This is a genomic window from Leifsonia sp. Leaf264, from assembly GCF_001422325.1.
Taxonomy (GTDB): Bacteria; Actinomycetota; Actinomycetes; order Actinomycetales; family Microbacteriaceae; genus Orlajensenia.
This window is the reverse complement of record NZ_LMMR01000005.1, coordinates 663,180-683,876: the sequence shown is the minus strand read 5'-3', so window position 1 is coordinate 683,876 and position 20,697 is coordinate 663,180. Positions and strand designations below refer to the sequence as shown.

21 protein-coding genes are annotated in these 20,697 nt (G+C 66.1%); 16 read left to right on the top strand and 5 right to left on the bottom strand.

All coding sequences use genetic code 11. The annotated features are described in order from the left end of the window. Positions 1-45 precede the first annotated feature (45 nt). The 10 genes from ASF30_RS12960 (at position 46) to ASF30_RS12915 (ending at position 12,925) form a co-directional block, all read left to right on the top strand. Positions 46-795: a CHAP domain-containing protein gene (locus ASF30_RS12960; RefSeq protein WP_055907229.1), complete on the top strand. Its 750-nt coding sequence runs from the start codon at positions 46-48 to the stop codon at positions 793-795. A 102-nt stretch (positions 796-897) separates the two neighbouring features. Next, positions 898-3,912 (top strand): ATPase, T2SS/T4P/T4SS family, encoded by a 3,015-nt coding sequence (locus ASF30_RS23360; protein ID WP_055907227.1) that lies wholly within the window; start codon positions 898-900, stop codon positions 3,910-3,912. A 12-nt stretch (positions 3,913-3,924) separates the two neighbouring features. Continuing rightward, positions 3,925-5,010 (top strand): type IV pilus twitching motility protein PilT, encoded by a 1,086-nt coding sequence (locus ASF30_RS12950; protein ID WP_055907224.1) that lies wholly within the window; start codon positions 3,925-3,927, stop codon positions 5,008-5,010. A 79-nt stretch (positions 5,011-5,089) separates the two neighbouring features. Beyond that, positions 5,090-6,259 (top strand): type II secretion system F family protein, encoded by a 1,170-nt coding sequence (locus ASF30_RS12945; RefSeq protein WP_055907220.1) that lies wholly within the window; start codon positions 5,090-5,092, stop codon positions 6,257-6,259. After that, positions 6,256-6,900, top strand: coding sequence for a hypothetical protein (locus ASF30_RS12940; protein ID WP_055907217.1), 645 nt, complete (start codon positions 6,256-6,258; stop codon positions 6,898-6,900). The genes ASF30_RS12945 and ASF30_RS12940 overlap by 4 nt, the downstream gene beginning before the upstream one ends. Positions 6,901-7,025: 125 nt before the next feature. Beyond that, positions 7,026-7,586 carry a hypothetical protein gene (locus ASF30_RS12935; protein WP_055907213.1) on the top strand — a complete coding sequence of 187 codons (561 nt, stop codon included), beginning with the start codon at positions 7,026-7,028 and terminating at the stop codon, positions 7,584-7,586. Positions 7,587-7,756: 170 nt separating this feature from the next. Next, positions 7,757-8,521 carry an HD domain-containing protein gene (locus ASF30_RS12930; RefSeq protein WP_082467767.1) on the top strand — a complete coding sequence of 255 codons (765 nt, stop codon included), beginning with the start codon at positions 7,757-7,759 and terminating at the stop codon, positions 8,519-8,521. Between the two features lie 139 nt (positions 8,522-8,660). After that, positions 8,661-9,497 carry a hypothetical protein gene (locus ASF30_RS12925; RefSeq protein ID WP_055907209.1) on the top strand — a complete coding sequence of 279 codons (837 nt, stop codon included), beginning with the start codon at positions 8,661-8,663 and terminating at the stop codon, positions 9,495-9,497. Between the two features lie 62 nt (positions 9,498-9,559). Beyond that, positions 9,560-12,427, top strand: a complete 2,868-nt coding sequence (locus ASF30_RS22795) for a zinc-dependent metalloprotease family protein (protein WP_157497369.1) — start codon at positions 9,560-9,562, stop codon at positions 12,425-12,427. 120 nt (positions 12,428-12,547) lie between these two features. Further along, positions 12,548-12,925, top strand: a complete 378-nt coding sequence (locus ASF30_RS12915) for a hypothetical protein (RefSeq protein WP_157497367.1) — start codon at positions 12,548-12,550, stop codon at positions 12,923-12,925. Here the strand turns inward: ASF30_RS12915 and ASF30_RS12910 are convergent. From ASF30_RS12910 to ASF30_RS12890, 5 genes are all read right to left on the bottom strand, one after another. Beyond that, the gene (locus ASF30_RS12910; RefSeq protein WP_055907201.1) at positions 12,922-13,515 is read right to left on the bottom strand and encodes a hypothetical protein; all 594 of its coding nucleotides are present in this window, start codon (positions 13,513-13,515) and stop codon (positions 12,922-12,924) included. The two genes, ASF30_RS12915 and ASF30_RS12910, sit on opposite strands and share 4 nt — an antisense overlap. 228 nt (positions 13,516-13,743) lie before the next feature. Further along, a complete protein-coding gene (locus tag ASF30_RS12905) occupies positions 13,744-14,112 on the bottom strand; it encodes a hypothetical protein (RefSeq protein WP_055907197.1) in 369 nt (122 codons plus the stop codon). A 90-nt stretch (positions 14,113-14,202) separates the two neighbouring features. Beyond that, positions 14,203-14,685, bottom strand: coding sequence for a hypothetical protein (locus tag ASF30_RS12900; protein ID WP_055907194.1), 483 nt, complete (start codon positions 14,683-14,685; stop codon positions 14,203-14,205). A gap of 61 nt (positions 14,686-14,746) precedes the next feature. Continuing rightward, positions 14,747-15,295, bottom strand: a complete 549-nt coding sequence (locus tag ASF30_RS12895; RefSeq protein ID WP_055907191.1) for a hypothetical protein — start codon at positions 15,293-15,295, stop codon at positions 14,747-14,749. Beyond that, positions 15,295-15,882 carry an MmcB family DNA repair protein gene (locus tag ASF30_RS12890; RefSeq protein ID WP_055907188.1) on the bottom strand — a complete coding sequence of 196 codons (588 nt, stop codon included), beginning with the start codon at positions 15,880-15,882 and terminating at the stop codon, positions 15,295-15,297. Before ASF30_RS12890 ends, ASF30_RS12895 begins: the two co-directional genes overlap by 1 nt. A gap of 45 nt (positions 15,883-15,927) precedes the next feature. Here ASF30_RS12890 and ASF30_RS12885 point away from each other — a divergent pair, with 45 nt between their 5' ends. From ASF30_RS12885 to ASF30_RS12860, 6 genes are all read left to right on the top strand, one after another. Then, a complete protein-coding gene (locus tag ASF30_RS12885; protein WP_157497365.1) occupies positions 15,928-16,515 on the top strand; it encodes a hypothetical protein in 588 nt (195 codons plus the stop codon). 142 nt (positions 16,516-16,657) lie between these two features. Continuing rightward, positions 16,658-17,092 carry an SLOG family protein gene (locus tag ASF30_RS12880; protein WP_055907182.1) on the top strand — a complete coding sequence of 145 codons (435 nt, stop codon included), beginning with the start codon at positions 16,658-16,660 and terminating at the stop codon, positions 17,090-17,092. After that, positions 17,089-18,468, top strand: coding sequence for a hypothetical protein (locus ASF30_RS23185; RefSeq protein ID WP_055907178.1), 1,380 nt, complete (start codon positions 17,089-17,091; stop codon positions 18,466-18,468). The genes ASF30_RS12880 and ASF30_RS23185 overlap by 4 nt, the downstream gene beginning before the upstream one ends. A gap of 132 nt (positions 18,469-18,600) precedes the next feature. Beyond that, positions 18,601-19,653 (top strand): CAP domain-containing protein, encoded by a 1,053-nt coding sequence (locus ASF30_RS12870; protein WP_055907174.1) that lies wholly within the window; start codon positions 18,601-18,603, stop codon positions 19,651-19,653. A 36-nt stretch (positions 19,654-19,689) separates the two neighbouring features. Next, on the top strand, positions 19,690-20,010 hold the full coding sequence (locus tag ASF30_RS12865; RefSeq protein ID WP_055907171.1) for a hypothetical protein: 321 nt from the start codon (positions 19,690-19,692) through the stop codon (positions 20,008-20,010). Positions 20,011-20,117: 107 nt separating this feature from the next. After that, positions 20,118-20,693: a hypothetical protein gene (locus tag ASF30_RS12860; protein ID WP_055907168.1), complete on the top strand. Its 576-nt coding sequence runs from the start codon at positions 20,118-20,120 to the stop codon at positions 20,691-20,693. Positions 20,694-20,697: the final 4 nt, after the last annotated feature.

Here is a 20,697-nt window from a genome sequence, read left to right as displayed (position 1 = left end):
CCGTCCCTGCGGAACCTCCGCATAGAGGCGGCAGCGTGCGCCAGCATGCTCACCGGGACCATCCACAGGCGCATCACTCAGCTGCGGATACCTCGGATCAACCTGAAGAAGACCACAGCTGTGTCCGCATCGACATTGCTCATCGCCACGCTCGTACTGCCTGCTTACGCGAACGCATCTCCGGCCGGCTACGACTACCAGCGGTCACCATCCCCGGCGGCCGACACCTCCCAGCACATCGAAGTCCCCGCGGAAGCAGCGACCATCAAGGTGTCCCGCGACTCCTACGCCGCCCTCACCGGACTGCAGGTCCGCCAGGAAGCAGCGGACTCCGCACACGCTGCCCGCCTCGCAGCCCTGAAATCCCTCGGCGTGGAGCCCGGTGACGACTACCCGTGGCCGCACGCGCTCACAGACGATGAAGGCGGCGGCCTGTCACCGATCGGGTACTACTACCGGGAGTGTGTCGACTTCGTCGCCTGGCGACTGAACCAGGACGCCGGAGCCACCTCTAACAAGCTCCGTTGGCGTTGGTCGGACCTCACCCCTCAGGGCGGCGACGCATCCCAGTGGAAAGCGAACTGGGAAGCCCATCACTGGCCGGTATCCGCCGACCCCCAACCCGGTTGGGTCGCATGGTGGGGTTCCAACCATGTCGCGTACGTCGAATCGGTGAACCTGGCAGACAAGACCGTCCACATCGAGGAGTACAACCTCGGAAATCAGGGTCGGTACTCGTCACGGACGATCCCGATCGCCCACGTCGACGCGTTCCTGTCGCCACCACCAGCATGAGCCGGAATCGCCACATGCCTTCCTGTTGCCGTCGGCCGGCGGCCCAAGACACCGAACCCTTGGCTGGTACCCCCAATGACACCTCGACACGCTAACCCGTATGTGAAGCGCGACGACAAGAAGAAGCGCACCAACCCCGTGCCTCCCCGCCACCGGGTCGAGCCTTCCCGCAACGACCTTCCCGCAGGCTCCGTCCTGAAGCGCGGAGAGAGCGTCGTCCTTGACGTGCGCGCCGACGCGCACCTCACGCACCTGATCGAGAAGATCGGCGTCAGCGTGAAGACCGCCGCTGAACCACCCGCGACCGTTGTTGTCCCTGCTGACTCCGAGTGGCTCGAGGCGACCTTCTGGCCGTTGGACGAACTGGTGACCGTCGCTGACGACATCGCCGTGGCCGAGGACGAGATTGCTGACGAGGGAACCGACCACGACCTCGTCGAGCTGTGGGACGACCCTGCCTTCGAGGTGGACCCGGCAGAGGTGCCCGCCGATCAGGCTGAGGAGATCGTCGTTGCTGAGGTTTCAGTTGAGGCCGAGACCGAAACTGAAATCGAAACCGAAACTGAGCAGATCCCCGTTGTCGACGAGACGGAGCCGGCCCCCGAGGCTGAGAGCGCAGTCGAGCTCGCCGATGACTCGACGCCCGATGTCATCGAGTTCGACCAGCTCACGGCCGATGCAACCGCCACTGCTGCAGAGGGACCCTCCGACGAGGACGTCATCGACGACGCTCCGGTCGAGAGTGTCGAGCCCGCAGCCGACGACGTCCAGGAGCCCGCCAGCGAAGACAAAGTTCCCGAGGAGTCGGCAGCGGCACCCGCCTGGGCGACCCCGGATTGGGCTGCACCGGCGTGGACACCTCCCACCTGGGGTGCCGCCACCACCGACCCGGAGCTGAACGCACCCGAGGTCGAGGAGCCCACCAACACCGAGATCACACCCGAGCCTGAGGTTGAGGACGCGCCGGCGGCCGCGGCCGAGCCCGAAGTTGCCCCTGCCACCGAGCCCGAAGCTCAGCCTGAGCCTGCCGCTGACGTCGAGTCCCTCACCGATGACGAGCCCGAGATCGAGCCCGTCGCTGAGACCGAGCTCGACGTCGCAACGGAGCCCGAGGCTGCTGAGGAAGTCGCGCAGCCCGTGCCTGTTTTCCCGTCATTCGAAGATCTGGTGACCACCGTCCCCACCCCGGATGCTGAGCCCGTCATCGACGAGGCGACTGAGCCTCGAGCCCGCCGCGGATGGCTGAAGCGGAAGAAGTCGAAGACCCCCGCCGTGGACGCCAAGGCGACCCCGGAAGCTGTGGTGGACGACGTGCCAGAGGTTGTCGAGCCCGCCGCTGACGACACTGCTTCACCGTTCGGCTGGGCGGACCTGAACGCTGAGGACCTGCCGGCGCCTGTCGAGGTTCCCGAGTTCCAGACGTTCGCACCCGAAGAGGCGCCCGTCGTCGCAGAGCCTGTCGTCGAGGAGCCCGCTGCGGCTGTCGTTGACGCGCCCGCAGTGTTCGAGACCCCGGCCGCTGCCCCCATCGCTGAGCCCGTCGAAGTATCTGCTGACCCCGTCACTGAGGCGGAGGGCGTCGCCGTCACCGAGCCTGCCGCTCCAGCAGCCGACTCTCCGTTCTCCCCGTTCGGTGGGCTCGGCCCGACCAACGTCGTGTTCGGCGAGAAGAAGGTGGTGAAGAAGGAGGAAGCTCCGGCACCGCAGGTCATCGTCGTGCAGGCTCCCGCTCCCGCCTACCCGCAGTTCCAGCAGCCGGCCCCCGCCGCTCCTGCCCAGCAGTTCCAGCCCGCACCGGCGTACCAGGCTCCAGTGCAGCCTCAGGCGCCTCGGCCTGTCGCCGAGCTCCCGTACGACTCGACCCCGTACCAGCCTGCACCGGAGCAGCGCACCCAGCGTGTCGACCCGGGTGCTGCCTTCGAACCGATCGTCAACGAGCGTGACCCGTTCTTCTCGTTCGGCTCGTCCCGCCCGTCCACTCCGGCACGCATCAACCGCAGCCGCGAGGTCGCCATCGAGACGGGCGTCAACGCCCAGACATGGCTCGGCGAGAAGGTCAACGAAGCACTCCTGATGGACGCTTCAGACATCCACGCCACCGTCAACGGCGCCCGCGACCACCTGCTCCTCCGCGCCCGCATCGACGGAACCATGCGGGAGTTCGCCCAGCTGGAAGGCGCCGACGCGCAGAAGGTGATGGGTATCTTCAAGGCCGGCGCCCAGTTCGCGTCCGACGGATCGTTCGTCCCGCAGGAAGCCATCTACGGCGTCCCCGTCGACGGTGAAGTGCGCAAGGCCCGCGCCGTCCTGTTCCGCTCCGAAGACGGCGGCGACGCCCTCGTCATGCGCCTCCCATCACGCGGTGCGGTCAAGCCGTTGGAGGAGCTGGAGTTCTCCGAGAAGAACCTCAACCTGTTCTACGACATGCTCGCCGCGTCGAACCGCATGGTCATGATCGCCGGCCCGATGGGTTCCGGAAAGACCACCACCGCGCACGGCTCCCTCATGCATGTCGCGACCGGAGACCGCACCGTCTGGACCCTCGAAGACCCGGTCGAGCGTCGCCTTCCCGGCCTCACCCAGCTGGAGGTCGACGAGAAGAACGGCGCTGGCTTCAAGGACCTGCTCCCATTCCTCGTCCGAAGCGACTACGACACCCTGTTCCTCGGCGAGATCCGTGACAACGAAACCGCTGCCGCCGCCGTCCGCCAGTCGAAGGCCGGCCGCCAGGTCATCTCCACCATCCACGCCAACGACAACGTCACCGCAGCCCTCCGCCTCATCGAGCTCGCGCAGGACTCCCCGCTCGCTGTCATGGACGCCGTGAAGGGCATCGTGTCGCAGCGTCTCGTCCGCCGCCTCAACCCGGAATGGGACGGAGTCGACCCGCTGGACAAGTACCGCGGCCGCGTCCCGATCCACGAAGTCCTCACCATGAACGACCAGCTCATCGAAGCCGTCATGGAGAACCGCCCGTTGGGTGAGATCCGTGAAGTAGCCGACGCAGCCTCAGCGTCCACATTCGAGGAAGACTCCGCCCGCCTCGTCGAGGCAGGCATCACCGACGAGGCAGAGATCCGCAAGGTTCTCGGTCAGACCACCGACCAGGGAAAGTAAGAGAGCACCGCCATGACACCCGAAGAGCACCTGTACTGGATCATCGACCAGGCCGGCAACCAACAGGTCTCCGACATCCACATTCATCCGAACGACGGCATCTGGCTGCTCACCGCTGACAAGCTCTCCCACTACGAAGATCCCGCTGTGCAGATCCCCGAGCGGGAGATCCTGGAGTGGTTGAAGATCAACCACCCCGATGACGAGGACGGGAACGAGTTCGACCCGTTCGGTGAGCGCGGCCATTCCTCCGAAGCGTTCGATACCGGCACCTGGCGCGTCCGTGGCACGTTCCGTAAGTCCGTCGGAGGTCACTCCTGCACGTTCCGTCTGATCCCCGCCGATGTCCCACATGTCGAGAAGCTCGACCTGCCGCAGCAACTGCAGGACGTCGTGAAGCGATCCAGCGGTCTGCTGCTGGTGGAAGGCCCGACCGGTTCCGGAAAGACGACCGCGATCGCAGCGCTCATCGACCTGATCAACCGCACCACCGCGCAGCACATCTACCTGATCGAGCAGCCGATCGAGTTCGTCCACACCCCGAAGGAGTCGATGTTCACCCAGCGTGAGATCGGCATCCACGCGCCCGACTACGCCACAGCCATCGAGGACGCCCTCCGCTCCAAGCCGAACGTCATCCTCATCGGCGAGATGCTGAACCCGGCCACCGCCCGCGCAGCTCTCCACGCCGCCACCACCGGCCACCTGGTCATCACCACAGCCCACGCAGGCTCCGTCGTGGAAGCGCTCGACGGTTTCATCGGACAGTTCACCGCCGACGAGCAGCCTCAGATCCGTTCCCGTCTCGGCCAGTCGCTGATCGGCGTCATGGTGCAGCGGCTCGTGCCGAAAATCGGCGGCGGCAAGGTGCCCGCACGGGAGCTGATGTTCAACGACCTGAACATGCAGGAGCTGATCTCCAAAGGTGACCTGCACATGATGCGCGCTCAGCTGGAATCCACCCGCGACTCGTTCTCCATGGAGGAGTCCCTCGCCCAGCTCGTGAAGGACGAGAAGATCACCGTGGAGACAGCCCAGGCGAACACGAAAAGCGCCGCGATCCTCGAGGACAAGCTCCGCGGCCTCGGCATCCGCTGAAAACTGAGGGGTTCGCCACATGCCTCAGGTGTGCGCCGCGTCCACGGCGTGAATGACACCGAAACCGAGGACTGACCCCATGTCGCAAACCGCCCAGCTGACCCCCGAGAAGCGGAAGATGGCCTTCTACAACGGCCGGAAGACGAAGCCGGAGCTCCTGGCCCGCAGCCTCCGCGCTCTCGCGATGATCCTGAAGGTCGGTGAATCCGAAGCTCGCGCGCTGGAGATCGTCGGCGAGCAGTTCAAGAAGTACGAAGTCGGCCGCGCGTACACCCGTGCTGCGAAGACGATGCGTGAAGAGGGTGTCGGCTTCAAACAGGCGATCCTCTCCGAAGACGTGTTCCCTCGCACCGTCCACGAGCTCGTATCAGCCGCCCCCACCGCAGCCAGCATCCACAAGAACCTGGTGCAGGCAGCGAAGCTGGTGTCGCAGGGCCAGTCGGTAAAGAAGAAGCTGCTGATCTCCTTGATCCAGCCGGGCTTCATGTTCACGATGGCGATGGGGTTCCTGTTCGCGGCGACCGCGTGGATCATCCCGGGCTTCCTCGCGACCTTCAAGACCCTGAACACGGAGACGCCTCCGCTCACCCTGATCGTGCTGAACGTCGCCGACGTCACCAAGTACGTCATCGGCTCCCTCATCGGCGTCGGAGTCCTCATCGGGCTGTTCTACGGGCTCGGCGGCCGCAAGATCCGCGCCGTGCAGGTGTTCACCGACCGTATGTCGATCCGGCTTCCGCTGATCGGTTCCATCGTCCAGCTGGCCGCCACGAGCCGACTGTTCGAGCTCCTCGCCACCAACCTGTCCACCGGAATGGGAGAAGCCGCAGCGCTCGAGTCCGCCGGCGCCGGAGCCGGCAACGAAGCGATCGCCGAGCACTGCTACCGCCACGCGGAGCGGATGCGCACCGAAGGCGCCCGACTGTCCGAGTTCGCCCAGACCCGCCTCCTCCCCGAGAACGCCAAGTACATGCTGGCCGCCGCCCCGTCCGTCCGGCAGACCATCGAAGTGATGAGCGAGCTCGGCCCCGAGTACCGCCTGGAAGCAGACGTCCAGCTCGACGGGTTCCAGAAGACGATGGAACCTGTCGTCAACTGGATCGTCTACCTGATCGTCGCCGTCCTGATCATCGCTGTCATCGTCCCGATGTACGCCATGTTCCCCGCCCTGATGGACATGACCAGCACCGGCGGTGGCGGCGGAGTGAGCGTCCCGGACGGCACCGGCGTCGCCATCCCCGGCCAATGACCGCAGCAGGGACGGCCCCAGCCGACTTCGACCAGTTCGACCCCGACCTCGACGACGACATCGCCGAAGCGCGCCGGCTCAGCCGGACAGCTCCACCTTGGATCTCCGGGGCGTTGTCCGGCGGAGCCGCAGGCCTGGCCGCACACCAGCTGCCATGGCCGATGATCGTGCTCACCGTCATCCTCGGAATCGGTGCCGGTTTCCTCGGCCACGTCGACTGGCGCACCAAGCTCATCCTGAACAGCCACAACGCCGTTCTCTCGGCCGGGGTCCTTTCCGCCCTCATCACCATCCAGCTGGTGTCCCCGCACAACCCGGTCGTGATCACAGCCGCCCTCACAGCCGCCGGCACATTCGGCGTGATGGTCCTCATGTGGTGGCTGACCGGGTTCGCCGCCGGCGGGGACATCAAGATCGCCCCCGTGATCGCCGGGGGACTCGCAGCCCTGTCACCACTCACCGCGTGCATGTGGCTGCTGTTCACTTTCCTGCTCTGCGCAGTCGTGTCCGTCGCCGTCGTCATCCGCGCCCACGGTGAGCAGAAGCCCACCGTCCCGCTGGCTCCGTTCATGGCCCTCGCCATCCCGCCGGCGGTCCTCGTGTACACGGCGATGTTCTCCGCTTTCGGGCTCCTCGGCTGACAGGGATTCTTCCCACCTGCAGGATCCACGGCTGTTTTCGCCACATGCCTTTTCGTTGCGCCCGACCGGGTGCAGTCGACTGGCCGTCGGATACGGCGGCCAACAAAACCAAAGGATCCATATTCATGAACGTTTTCCGGCACAGCCTGAAGGCTCGTAAGGAGCAGTTCGCTGCCCGCAAGAGCGAGCTCGGCCTCCGCAAGGCCGTCTTCTCGCAGCAGGGTGCGATCGACCTCGCCTCGATCATGGTCGGCGTCATCGTCATCGCCATCGTCGGTGGCATCATCGCCGCAACCGTCTTCGCGGTCATCCCCTGGGCACAGAAGGAGGCTGGCAAGCAGGCCCTCGGTTCCGTCAAGGAAGCCGAGTCCGTCGCCTTCGCTCAGTACGTCGCCAACACCGGCGAAGGCAAGTACCTCGCCTTCAGTGACCTCGTCTCCGGCGTTGACGCCGACGGCATCGACTCGCTGATCCAGGCGTCCGAGTCGGTGGACGTTGCCGTCTCGGCTGACGGCAGCGAGTACATCGCCGTCTCCAAGGTCAGCGACACCCTGCGCTTCTACATCTCGTCGGACAACCCCAACACTCCCGTTGAGGCGCTCCCGGCAGTCAAGGACGCAAAGGGCGACCCCGTCGTCATCACCATCCCCTCGGTGGCCACTGCTCCGGACTCGGCCTTCAACTAATCGACCTGCCGGCCGGGGTGGGCTTCCACAGTCGCCCCGGCCGACACAAACACGTAGCCAAGGTCCAGCCCAGCTGGCTACCGTCGCCCAACTTCGGTTGAGCACCAAGTAGGAGCGGTTCCTCTCGCAGGAGCCGCTCCTTCTTGCATCTGTCCGCACATGTAGGTGACATGAGAAGCACACCTGTTGACGAGATGATCCGCTCCCTGCCGCTGAAGCAGATGGACGCCACCCTGCTCAGCCGTGAGCTGCTGCTCGCCTCGGAGGCCGCCGGCAACGACGTCGACCTGGTCGAGAAGGCGATTGCGTACGCTTCCTACCTTCACCGGGACCAGACCCGCGCGAACCGCGGCGACATGCCCCGCGTCCACTACATCGAGCACCCGCTCCGCTCGGCCCTCAGGCTGGTCCGGTGGGGTGTCACCGACCAGGCCGCGATCATCGCATCGATCCTTCATGACACCGTCGAAGACTGCGTCGACGACATCGTCGCCCTGTCCCCGGTGACCAAGACCAGCGACCCTCGACACACCGCCCTGACGTTCTGGGCTACGGAGTTCGGCACGACCGTGTACCGCACCGTTGAGGCTGTCACCAACCCGGAGCTCCCCGCCGGGCTCACTCGCGCCCAGAAGCACGACGCGTACCGCACCCATGTCGTCGAAGCGATCGCCGACCCTCGCGTCGCGCTGGTGAAGTTCACCGACTTCGTCGACAACGCCCTGTCCTTGCACCACACCGCCAGCCACTCCGCCAACAAGGACATGGTCGCGAGGCTCGCCTCGAAGTACGAGCCGCTCGGCGATGCATTCATCGCACGACTGTTCCAGCCTGATGTGGAAGCTTTCGTCCCCTTCCGCGGAATGCAGGAGATCACCGAGACGCTGGCTTCCGGGCTGGCTCGTCTGCGCACCCAGGCAGCCAAGACCGCCTGAGTCCGCGCATGTAGGTTCCGGCCCCTCCCGCGAGGGGCTGGACCAGCCTGCGCCGCACCCCACACCCCGACAGGGTGCGGCAGCGCCCACCGGATCAACTCCGGTCGCCGCAGCAGGGCAGCTCGAACATCGGAGCCCCATGCCTCAGCGCACCCTCACCACCGACCTCATCACCCTGAAGAACCGAATCGCCGGCCTCGGGAGCACAACCGCCCGCCGCCGCATCGCCACAATCTCCGCCGCCGCCCTCATCGGCGGCTCCCTGATCTCCGCCCCGCTCATGGCGAACGCTGCTGACCTCCGCGCCGAACGGGAGGCGTACACCGTCACCCTCAGCCAGCAAGGCTCCCTCGACCGCGATCACCTCGGTGTGTACGCCGACATCGCCAAGTTCAAAGCCTCCGTTTCCGCCGAAGCTGCCCTCAGCACTGCGAACACCGTCATCGCGGCCGCCGCCTCGAAGGTTGACGCCACCGAGCTGGCCGACCACGTCGCCAGCCTCGCCCGCTACGAACTTCTCAGCGTCGACCGCATCGAAACTCTGATCGACAACACTGACGCCGCCGCCCAGGCGACCACCACCGCCATCGCCGAGCACGACGCCGCTGTCGCCGCTCAGGCAGCCGCGGATGCCGCGGCCGCAGCAGAAGCCGCACGGGTCGCCAACACCCCGGACGGCGCCCGTGCGCAAGCACGCCGGATCGCCGCCGACAAGTACGGCTGGGGCGAGGGGGAGTTCCAGTGCCTCAGCACCCTGTGGGACCGGGAGTCGAACTGGCGGGTGGACGCCTACAACGGGAACGGCGGCGCCACCGGCATCCCGCAGGCGCTGCCCGGCTCGAAGATGGCCTCCGCTGGCCCCGACTGGCAGACGAACGCTCGCACGCAGATCCTCTGGGGGCTTGGATACATCGCCGACCGGTACGCGTCTCCCTGCTCAGCTTTGGACCACTCCAACAGCCTCAACTGGTACTGATCGCCGGGCGAAATCGCCTCTTCGAGGGGCCATGCGGCTTTTCGCCACATACCTAAAAGAGCATGAGCGCCACTAGGGACTTCAGCCACAGCCCAGCAACACCCACATGGAAGAGGAAGACCCTCTTCGCAGCGCTGGTCTCCTTGGCGTTGATCGGCACGACAGTCACCCCCGCACAGGCTGCCACCGCCCCTCAGGGCGACGTCAAGGTGCACCTGTCCGGTGAGCTCGTCGTCCTCCAGGAAGAGGCAACGACCCCCAATGCGGACGGGGCAGAACGATCTGCCTTCATCGTCACAGCCAACGGCAGCCAAGTGCCCGTCGACCCGGCCGACCTGCCGAATAACGCCGCCACCGGAGCCGATGTCGACGCAACCGCTGTCGCCGATGCCGACCTGGTCAGCGACGCCGGCATTCGGGTGTCCGGCACCGTCGAGTCCGGCAGCGCAGCAGGGAAGGCGATCACCGAGGAGACCGGAAGCACACCCCTCCCGCTGGCAGCAATACAAGTGGAGGGAGTGGTGACTGCCGCGTCGGGCGTCACCCACACTGTCGACGTCGCTGTCGTCACCACCGGCGGCCAGGTCGCCCCATTCAACGACGCGCAGGTGGACGGAATCGTCGCCACCGCATCAGAGTTCTGGACGGACCAGGCGTCCAACGGGATCTCCGGGATCTCACGGGTCAACCCGGTCAGCCGGTACACCACCACCGCAGGCTGCAACCAGAACAACCTGTGGAACGAAGCGGCAGCGAAGTTCGGGATGACCCCATCCACCTACTACAACACTCCCGGCCGACACCTGCTTGTCATCTCCCCGAACAGCTGCGCCAATGGCGCCATCGGCCTCGCCACGGTCGGGGCCGGGTTGAACTCAGGCGGCACGGTTTGGATGGCTGACGTCCCCGGAGGAAACGCCCAGACGATCGCCCACGAGTTCGGGCACAACTTCTCCCTCGGACACTCCAACACCCACAACTGCAAAGCCCCTGTCGTCGACGGTGTCGCCGGCTACACCTCCGGCTGCTCCGACCAGGCGTACGGGGACCTGTACGACACGATGGCGGCTTCGTACCTGCTGAACGGTGCATCGAACCCGACGTTGACTGCCCTGAACGTCACGCAGCGGGCACGCCTGAACACCCTGGGCGCCGACATGGTCACCGCGCCGACCGGGACCAACCAGTTCACGCTGAACGCCGCCTCAGCCGGATCCGGTTCACGCGGCGTCAAGGTCACCGACCCGGTGTCGAACGTCACCTACTACGTCGAATACCGCAACGCCACCGGCCGCGACACGAACGCCCTGTACACCAGGTACCCGAACCCGAGCGCGAACGAACGCCCTCGCGTCGGAACCGGTGTGCGCATCTTGAAGCAGGACGCTGGAGGCCAATCCGTTGTCATCCCCAAGCAGGTCTCAACGGGGATCCGCTCGTTCGTCTGGGCTGCCGGTGACACCTTCCGTTCCGGCGCATCCGGGGTGACCGTCAAGATCGACGCCATCACCGGGTCCACAGCGACTCTCACTGTCACGACCAGCACCGGCTTCCTCGGCGACCAGCTTCCGACCATCGTCGGCGACCGTCTGCAGGGTGCGGCGCTCACTGCCGTGCCCGGCACTGACTGGGCGCCGAAGCCAACCTCGTACGCGTACCAGTGGATGCGTGAAGGCGCACCCATCGCCGGCGCCACAGCGGCGAAGTACACCCTGACAGCCTCCGACCTGCAGAAGAACCTGACTGTCGCCGTGACAGCGAAGGTGACCGGCCGTCCGAACCGCACCTGGGTGTCAGCTGCGGTCGCCGTCCCGCCCATCAGCCCGTTCACCGGAACGAACAAGCCGGCCATCACTTTCACCGGCACCGAGCCTGTGAAGTGGGGCACCAAACTCACCGCCGTCCCCGACGCCGGCTGGGCACCGAAGCCGACCTCGTTCAAGTACCAGTGGTACCGCAACGGCGCTCTGATCACCGGGGCGACAACCGCCGCGTACACCGTCAAAGACGCAGACATGACCGCGAAGCTCACCGTCGCCGTCACCGCCGTCCGCGCCGGTGTCACCAGCGTCACCTGGACCAGCAACCAGGTTCAGGTCGGGGTGCTGTCCTCGTTCGCTGGCTCCTTCGCAGCTCCTGTCACTGGGAAGTTCAACGTGGGGCAGGCTTTGGCAGTCGCCCCGGCCGGTCTCACCCCGGCACCGAAGTTCACGTACCAGTGGTTCGCCGGCACGGAAGCGATCGTTGGCGCCACCGCGAAGACCTACACGCTGAAGGCCGCTGACCTCGGAAAGGTCGTCAACGTCAAGGTGACCGCCGCCGCACCCGGCTACACCACCTCCACATGGACAGTGGCGGGGAGCGCCGTCGGGGCGATGCTCCCGTTCGTCGGCACCCCAGCCACCACGATCACCGGCGACCCAGTGAACGGGAAGGTCCTCACCGCCACCGCATCGGGTCTCACACCGGCCCCGACCTCCTACAAGTACCAGTGGGCCGCGAACGGTGTCGACATCGTCGGAGCTGCCGCGAAGACGTACACGCTGAAGGACGCTGAGGTTGGCAAGAAGATCACCGTGAAGGTGACCGCGGTGAATGCCGCCTACGTCTCCCGAGACTGGATCAGCGCCCAGACCGCGACGGTCGCTGAGAAGCCGTCGTTCACCGGATCGGCACTCCCGACGGTCACCGGCGCCACCACAGTCGGTCAGGTGCTGACCGCAACAGCTGGGTCCGGATGGACTCCAGCGACGACGACGTTCAAGTACCAGTGGCTCCGCAACGGAACGCCGATCGCCGGCGCTACAGCGAAGACGTACAAGCTGGCAGTCGCGGACAAGACGGCGAAGCTCTCCGTCACCGTCACAGCCACGAAGACCGGGTACAAGAACACCGCGTGGACGTCTGCGCAGACCGCAACGGTGAACTGAACACGAACCGACGATGACAGTTCGGCGTCTCACCTTCGGGTGGGGCGCCGAACTTCATCCCTCGCCACATGCCTCCCTGATGTGCAGACGACAACATCGTGGGGAACCTCGGCAGACCGAGTGAATGTCATCGAATCCGCTACCGACTCCACCGTTGTGTGGGAGCTGGGGTTGGCGGCTACCGTTGCTGACGGCCCGACCTGGCTGGCGGAGGATCTTGTCCCCGCTTTCGCCGAAGCGGGCGCCACCCAATACGTCTTGTCGAACCTGAAGGCAGGCAACGCCGAGCAGATCCTCCGGGGGCTGAACAGCTATGAGCGGGTCGTCGTCGTGACGGTAGGTCGTGACACGCCGGAGGACGTCACGTTGCTCCTCTGCGAAGGCGGAGTGCTGCTCTCATCCCATCGTGAGCTGATCGAAGTGGCCCGCACCGCGGGGTTGACCACTGTGGCTGTGGATGCTTCAGACGTCGACGCTGACGTCCACGTCTCCCTCTAGGCTGCAGCGTTCAAGGACTCGGCGCAGTCGAGGTACAGCGTCAGCCAATCCTTCGTCGTGAAGGCCTCCGGGGCGGTGATCTCCATGCCCCGTCCGATGTACTTGTACCAGTCGACGCGGACGCCGGTCGGCTTGTGGAGGAAGTTCGGGCGCACAACACCGCAGGTCGGTGAGTGCGTGTTCTCCGAAGCCCAGGCGGCGTAGAGGTCGTCCCGGCCGCAGGTGCAGTGCATTCCGCATCCGAGCTCGGGAAGGCCCCGCTCGGAAGCGAGGTCACTGGCGATGGTGGACCAGTTGTCGCTGAGGAGTCCGTTGGCGGCCTCGTCAGCTTCCTGACGTCGCTGCAGTTCGGTCTGGTAGCAGTCGCCGGCGTGCGGGTGCGCGTCGATCCAGGAGGACTCTGCATCGTTGTGACCGCATTCGCAGTCGCCCGAGTAGTACGGGAACATCTCGAACACGTCGTTGTCGACCTCGGCGCCGTACCCGTAGTCGCCTCCGAGGAACCCGGCGGACAGCTCGGCGGCGCCGACAGCTTCGATCTGCTCGACCAGGTCGCGGAGCAGGTTGGAGATCAGCGCTTCGGCGGTCACCGTGCCGACCGGCGGCTGGTCTGCTCGGCGAGCAAGCTGCAGATGGCGTAGCCGATGGCAGCAGCTGCGATGACGGTGAGGGTGGCGGCGACGAGGATGGTTGTGAGCACGTCGACTCCTTTCAAGAGGGTGTAGTTCCACACCAACATGTGCGGCATCGCCGGTTTCTGCGCAGAAAAGCCCGACCTGCGTAGGGGCAGGCCGGGCTTGTCCGGGTGGGTGGACGGCTCAGTCGGCTGAGGCGACGATCAGGTGCGACGCCGGCAGCAGCAGCTCCAACGTCTCCAGGTTGTACGTGTCGGACGGGTTCCCGGTCGGCCAGGACTGCAGGTTGACGACACCGGACTCGTCGGTCCAGGACAGGAATGCGTCGTCGTCGCTGCGCTCCGTGGTGCCCCACAGGTACTTCCGGGCGCCGGGGGCCGCCTTCTCCCACTCCTCGAGGATGTCGTTCACCCCGTCGGACCCGATCGCGGGCTGCAGCAGCTTGTCGTACCCGGGGGTCCAGGTGGCGGTGACCGAGACGACATCCGCTCCGGGGATCGTGACGTTGAACTGCTCGACGGTTCCGGCGGACTTCTCAGCGGTGATGCTCAAAGGATGTTCCTCACAAGATGGTTGGTTTCGGAATCCTGTCCGTGCGGTCCGGCATCCTGCCTTCTCCAATGATGGGGCCGGCCACCGACATCAGCGGACCTGGGACCACACGGATCGCAGCAGCTGGATCGCTTCCTGGCTGGTGTCGCCAGTCACCCCGCCGAGGCGGGTGAGGGTGAACTCCCGCCCGTTCGCTGGGATGACGGTCACATCCACGACCGCGGCGCCTGGGCATTCATCGGTCAGCCAGAGCAGCGCCGACGACGCCCCATGCCGGCCGAGGTTGCGGCGCAACCTGTCCGGGATGACGTCACCTTCCATGGGGAGCATGGCACCGTCAGAAACACCGATCCGTCGGACGGACCAGCCTTCGCCGAAAGCGCCGGCGGCGACGTGGAGGAGGTCCAGAGATCCGAGCCGCGGGATGACGACGTCGGACTCGACGTCCTCGAAGTCGGTGGGGGTGGAATCCGCTCCCATCAGCTCGGAGGTGAACCGTGGCTTCTTCCGTCGGTTGTTGGACACAGCGATCTGGTACGTCGCCGTCGTGTCCGGGTTACGACTGGTGCTCACTTCAGTGCAGACATGTGGCGGATCTGCGGTCAGCTTCGGCGCGCCCCGGCCCCGAAGCCACTCACGGTCGGTGGCGTCGGAACGGCCAGCGGATGGCTATCCGAGATGGGACGCAGCATCCGTCGCAGTCGTGGGTTTCGTAGTCTCCAGCGAGGTACAAGGCTGGGTTCAGCACACGACGTTTGTAGTCCAGGTCGTCCGGATCGGGGTGGTGAATGCCGTGTTCGCAGATCCGTTCCATCATCATCCGGTCATCAAGCCACGACATCGGCGAACCGGTCAGCGGGTGGTCGGACGGTGCGTGAAGGCAGCAAGGGGTCCCTGAGCATTGAGAGCGGGCGTGGGTGCGGAGGACACCGCTTCCGAAACCGGTCCACAGGTCGTAGTCGCGGTTCTCGACGACCGGAGCAGCCTGCGCCTCCGCCTCGGCAGCCTGCCTGGTGATCGCGTCAGCACCGATGCTCTCCACGGCAGTGACGTATGCGCGGTAGTGCTGGGATGCGATCCGGTTCACGAGGAAGGTGATGGCTGCGTGGACGAACTGGTCGCGGCGGGTGGCGATCTGGAACGCTGATGTGTCGCCGAGTCGTGGGCTGTTGGGTCTGCCCATCAGCTGCGCCTCTCCTCGATCGTCTCGTATTTCGACACCCGGTACGCGAGCGCGACGAACACCTGTCCAGGCAACGCGGCAGGGTGATGGTTCACGATCGCCTTCTTCGTCACAGTGATCCCGTGCGACTTCACCGACCTCGGGTTCACTGCGTCCGCGTCGAACTCCCACAGACCGCAGCCTTCCGGGATCTCGTGAGGCTGCAGCAGGCCTTTCGGGGTGGCGTACACGAAACGGTTCGTGAACAGTTTCCACGCCCGCCTCTTCGCCTCGACGTCGCGTTTGAAGTCGGCTCGGGAAATCTTGATCTCCACGGCAGTCAGCATGCCGGACTCGACGATCAACGCATCGATCCGCCGTTTCGGCGGGGAATCCTGAGGGGTCCACCCGTCCGGGATCGACGGGGCCACCTCCGACGGGTGGATCTTCCCCTCCCACCGAGCCGGGTTCGTCTCCAACCGCCACCTGTTCAGGATCACGAGATGGAACGGGTCGTCGACCACGACCTCACGGATGACGGCGTCTTTCCGGTGCTTCCGGCGGACAGCCGTCAGCACATCCTTGGCTGTGATGTTCTGCGGGGGCATGCCCGATAGGCATGTGGCGCAGACCCACGCCACATGCCCACCTCCGTGAGCGAATCAGCAGACACCCTTAACCTGGCCGGCGAGCCCGTCGCCGCGGACGACCTCCGGCCCAGCCGGCCCGCCCGGAAGTCCGCCTCGAAGATCTGGTTGGGCTCCTTTGCCGCCGCGATCCTGACTGTGTCAGCGGCTCTGTACGTGCAGGATGTCTTCGGATCCCGGACAGGGCTGTTCGCCTTCAACCCACTCGTGTTCCTCGCCCCGACCGGTGTGGTTCTTGGCCTCAACGTCCTCTACTGGGCGGCGGAGCAGGGCCGGTACTCGGGATGGTCAGCGGGGAAGGTGATGGTCGCGGTCATCGTGCGTCTCAGCATCCTCGCGCCGGTGTCCGTTCTCGTGTTCATCGGGCTTGTGGCTGTCGACGCAGTGGTACTCATCATCACCGGCGTCACCTCCGGGTTCGGGGCCGGGGGAGAGGCCGGCCCGGGCAGCGGAGTCCTCGGCCTGCTCAGCGGGCAGATCACCGCACCTGGAGCTGTGACCATCCCCGATGGTTTCGACGTCTCCGACCTGCTCGGCAGCACCCCGACCGAAGACGTTCCCTCTGTCGAGGACCTGGTCAAGACACTGCAGTAACAGCTCAGCCCTGACACGCAAAGCCGCGACCGTCCGCACATGAGGGAGGGGAACACCACCTCAGGAGGATTCCAATGCGCAGCTCACACCCCACCAGCCCTCAGGAAGAGGCGTCACACGCCTCTGGAACCGGGGCCCGGAAGTGAGCGTCCGAGTCCTCATCACCGGCAGCCGAGAGATCAAACAGCGCTCCACCGTAGCCGCCGCGATCACCCAGACCTGGGTAGATTTCGGTCGCCAGCCGTTGACCGTCATCCACGGGAACGCCCGCGGCGCCGACAAGCTCGCCGGCCAGGTGGCCCGAGACAACCGCGGCCGGGCGACCGAGGAGATCCACCCCGCCATCTGGCAGCCGGAAGGTCCGAACGGACCGACCGACAAGCTGGCCGGATTCACCCGCAACCAGAAGATGGTCGACCTCGGTGCTGACATCTGCCTGGCGTTCCTGAAGGAAGGCGAGAGGAACAGCGGCACCCGAGACTGCATCCGCAGGGCGATGAAAGCCGGGATCAACGTCTTTGAGACCTGGGAAGCCGCCGACCACGTCGTCGTCGCCCGGAACGGGGCGACGCGATGACCGCCGTCGACACCCGCAACGTGTACCGCATCGAGGATGCAGCAGCCGTCCGAGGGCTCGCCGCTGAACTCACCAACCCGTCACGCCACCGCGTCGCAGTCGTCGTCACCTGCCCTTCCGAGGCCGGGGTGCCGCGGTTCAACCCGAACCGCATCGCAGCCGAAATCGGTTCCGCAGCCGACGTGTACCTGATCACAAGTAGAACGCTCGCGTACACCTTCTCCGACGAGATGCCGTTGGACGTCAGCGTGTACGGCGGTGCAGCCCGCGTCTACCCGACCGGAGACGCGTGGATCCAGAACTGGCGGAAAGCCCCGATCGTCCTCGCCTACGACGAAGACCAGGCAGAAGAGAAGACCCACGAGCTCGTGGACGCGGCGATCACCGCCAGCTACCTCGCACCGGAGTACACGCCAACACCGGCGGTTCGCCGTGCCGCCCCTGCCGCTCCTTCCGCACCGGCGAAGCCTTCGACCCCACCGCCGACCCCGGCCGCCCTCGCGGCGCGCCTCGGCGCAGCTCCCGTGCCGAAGCCCGCTCCCGCGCCGGCACCCGTCCCGACGCCCAAGCCCGCGCCTGTAGCTCCCGCACCGACACCAGCGCCCACACTCGGCCTGTCGCCTGCGGCAACGCCCGCCCCGTCGCCCGCCACAGTCGCAGCCGCGCCCACAGCCTCACCGGTCGAGGCGGTCGAGGCGGTCGAGGCGGTCGAGGTCCCAACGCCTCAGGGCCCGACCCCGGCGGAGCGTCGCACCGCCCTGCAGGCAGCCCTCACCACAGTCCACAACCTGAAGTCCGCAGCGACAGCCGCTTCACTTGCCCATGCCGCTGAGCTCAGCGAACTGCGGGTGGAGAACGCCCGGCTGAACCGCACCATCCAGGACCGCGACGAGGTGCATCGCGCATCAGCCCGAACCAAGAAACCGAAGCCTGCCACGGCAGCCGCGGATCCGTACTGGAAGCCGGAATGGTTCGCTGACCCGGAACGCACCCTCCGGTACGCGGTCACCTCCGCCTGGGCAGAGCGCGTCCCGTCCTACGAGAAGGACGACTACCCGCTGTCCGACTACATCGTCGGTCCGGCATTCTCCGAGTCGATCGACACGTTCGACGACGGCCAGCGCACGAAAGCACTCCGTACCATCGTGGATGTCATCACCGGGCGCGCCCGCACCATCAGCGGCCGGAACGTCCACCCGCTCCGCACCGGCGAAGGCGGCGACGACGCGCCCCGCACCCGCGACGACGGCGCCATCTGCTACCGGGCGAACATCGAAACGAACACCTCATCCGCACGCCGCCTCCACTTCTGGAAACTGCCGGACGGGACCGTGGAACTGTCCCGCGTCGTCCTGCATGAAGACATGGAGCCGTGACGCTGAGCAGCGACCGCAGTTGAGCTTCTCGCCACATGCCTCCGCCGTGGACTCCCGTGTGGAGCGCCCGGAACGAGGAGGCACCAAGCATGGCTTGTACCGCATCGACCGTCCGGGCGTGGTGCTGAAACCGTGGACGCGACGCGCAGGAGCCGACGGCCGCGGCTGACAGCCTTCCTTGCAGCGGCAGCGTTCCTCGCAGCTACCCTCATCGGCGGTGCACCGCTGCACGCATCCCAACAGCAGGACGACGTCCTCACCATCGTCAACCAGCAACGCGCAGCCGCCGGAGTCCCAGCCCTCACCCGAGACCCCACCCTCGACGCGATCGCCCAGGAATGGGCGAAGCACATCTTCGACTCCGGCGACTTCGACCACTCCACGAACGAATGGCGGGCCGCCAGGATCCCCGCCGGCTGGCGAGCCAACGGAGAGAACATCGCCGAAGGCTACGACTCCGGCAAACAGGTGATGAACGCATGGATGGGCTCAACCGGCCACCGCAACAACATCCTGCAAAGCCTCTACACCCGCATCGGAATCGGCTACGACCCTCGCGGCCTCGAATGGGTTCAGATCTTCGCCGGCTACCCATCTGAAGGGTCCGGCGGCGGGGGAGGGGCAGCGCCCGCACCGAACCCTGCCCCAGCCCCGAACCCTGCGCCAGCCCCGAACCCCGCCCCAGCCCCGAACCCTGCACCCGAACCCGAGCCCGCACCGGAGCCCGCACCCGCCCCAGAGCCCGAGCCGGAACCTGAGCCGGAACCGGCGCCAGTCGAGGAAGAGCCAGAACCCGCCGACACCCCGATTGAAGCTCCTGCTGCCACGCAAAGCCCGACCGTCGACAGGCCCGACCTCCGCGGGCCCACTTCCGAGATCAACCACGGAGCCGCCGGCCACGACGGGTCATTCACCGAAACGGAAGGCCAGGTCGCGTTCGCACTCGGCCCGATCCTGTCCTACTCCGGGGACGCATTCACCGAGAAGGACGCCGAATGGGTGATCGGCTCCGCCGCCTGGTTCACCATCCTGTCCATCGTCTTGTTCATCGCCGCCGCCACCCTCATCCTGTGGATCGTCAGACGCGGCCGGCGGATCCCTACCCGGGTGCCGCAACTGCTGGGAGTCGCACCACCCCGGCCTCGCCCGGTCGACCAGACCAGCCGACGGCAGATCGGGTCCTGAGCTCCGAAACCGGAACAGTCCGCACATGGATGTGGCATGGAGACGAACAGCTACGCCCGCTACCTCGACGAGAACCTTAACGTCGACACCCTCGACATCCTGGGGCTTGCCGGCCTCAGCTTCCCACAGGGTTTCGACGTGTCGAAGGGCAGCGAGTTTCACGAGAAGGTGTACCGGCTCGCCATCACCCTTGCGTCCCTCGTCGGCGTCGACCTGCTCGAAGCCAACGACTGGACCGACCCGCACCAGTCGAACTACACCGCCGACGCGGTCGAGACCATCGTGAACCTCCCGCACCTGCTGAGCTTCGCCGAACGGCAACGACTCGCCCCGTTCATCCCGCAGCTGCGACCGTAGCCGCGCACCTAAGACTCACGAGACGCCCCGGGAAATTGGATCGCCCGGGGCTGCTCGCACCACCCGAACCCGACACGCCGCTCCTCGCGGCCGCACACCTAAGCAGCATGACGACCACTCCGAAGAAGACCGGCGCCCAGAAGAGCGTCGACGTGAACAGCGCCGCCCACGACGGCTCCGGCCTGTACACCCAGAAGACCCAGCAGGCCGCTGAAATTGCACCGCTCACCGCACCGCGGAACCCCGGCCAGCTCGGCGGGTACGAGATCAGGAAGTACAAGCCACGGAAGTCCGGCTACATCGGTGACTTCTCGGTCGGTCCTCAGGGAGCTTTCGAAGCTGAGCTGTACTTCAACGGCGACAAGCTGCTGACAGTCGAGAACCACGGACGAGGCGGCGAGACCATCTTCCGCAGAAACGGGATGAACGCGAACCTCCTGCCCGAAGTCGAGGCGTACAACGACTTCGCCGCCAAGGCTCTCCCGAACTGGGGCCAGTACGGCGCCGCGGACATCCTCATCGAACTCCAGCAGACCCTGGCACAGATCGACAACGACGCTGCAGCGGCACCGGAGCTGACTCGTGACGAGGTCGTGGACAACATGGTCGCCAAGTACCGTCCCGGATCGTTCGACGAGCGCGAGTTGGAGATCCTCCGCGACCCCACCATTCTCGACGCGTAAGCGT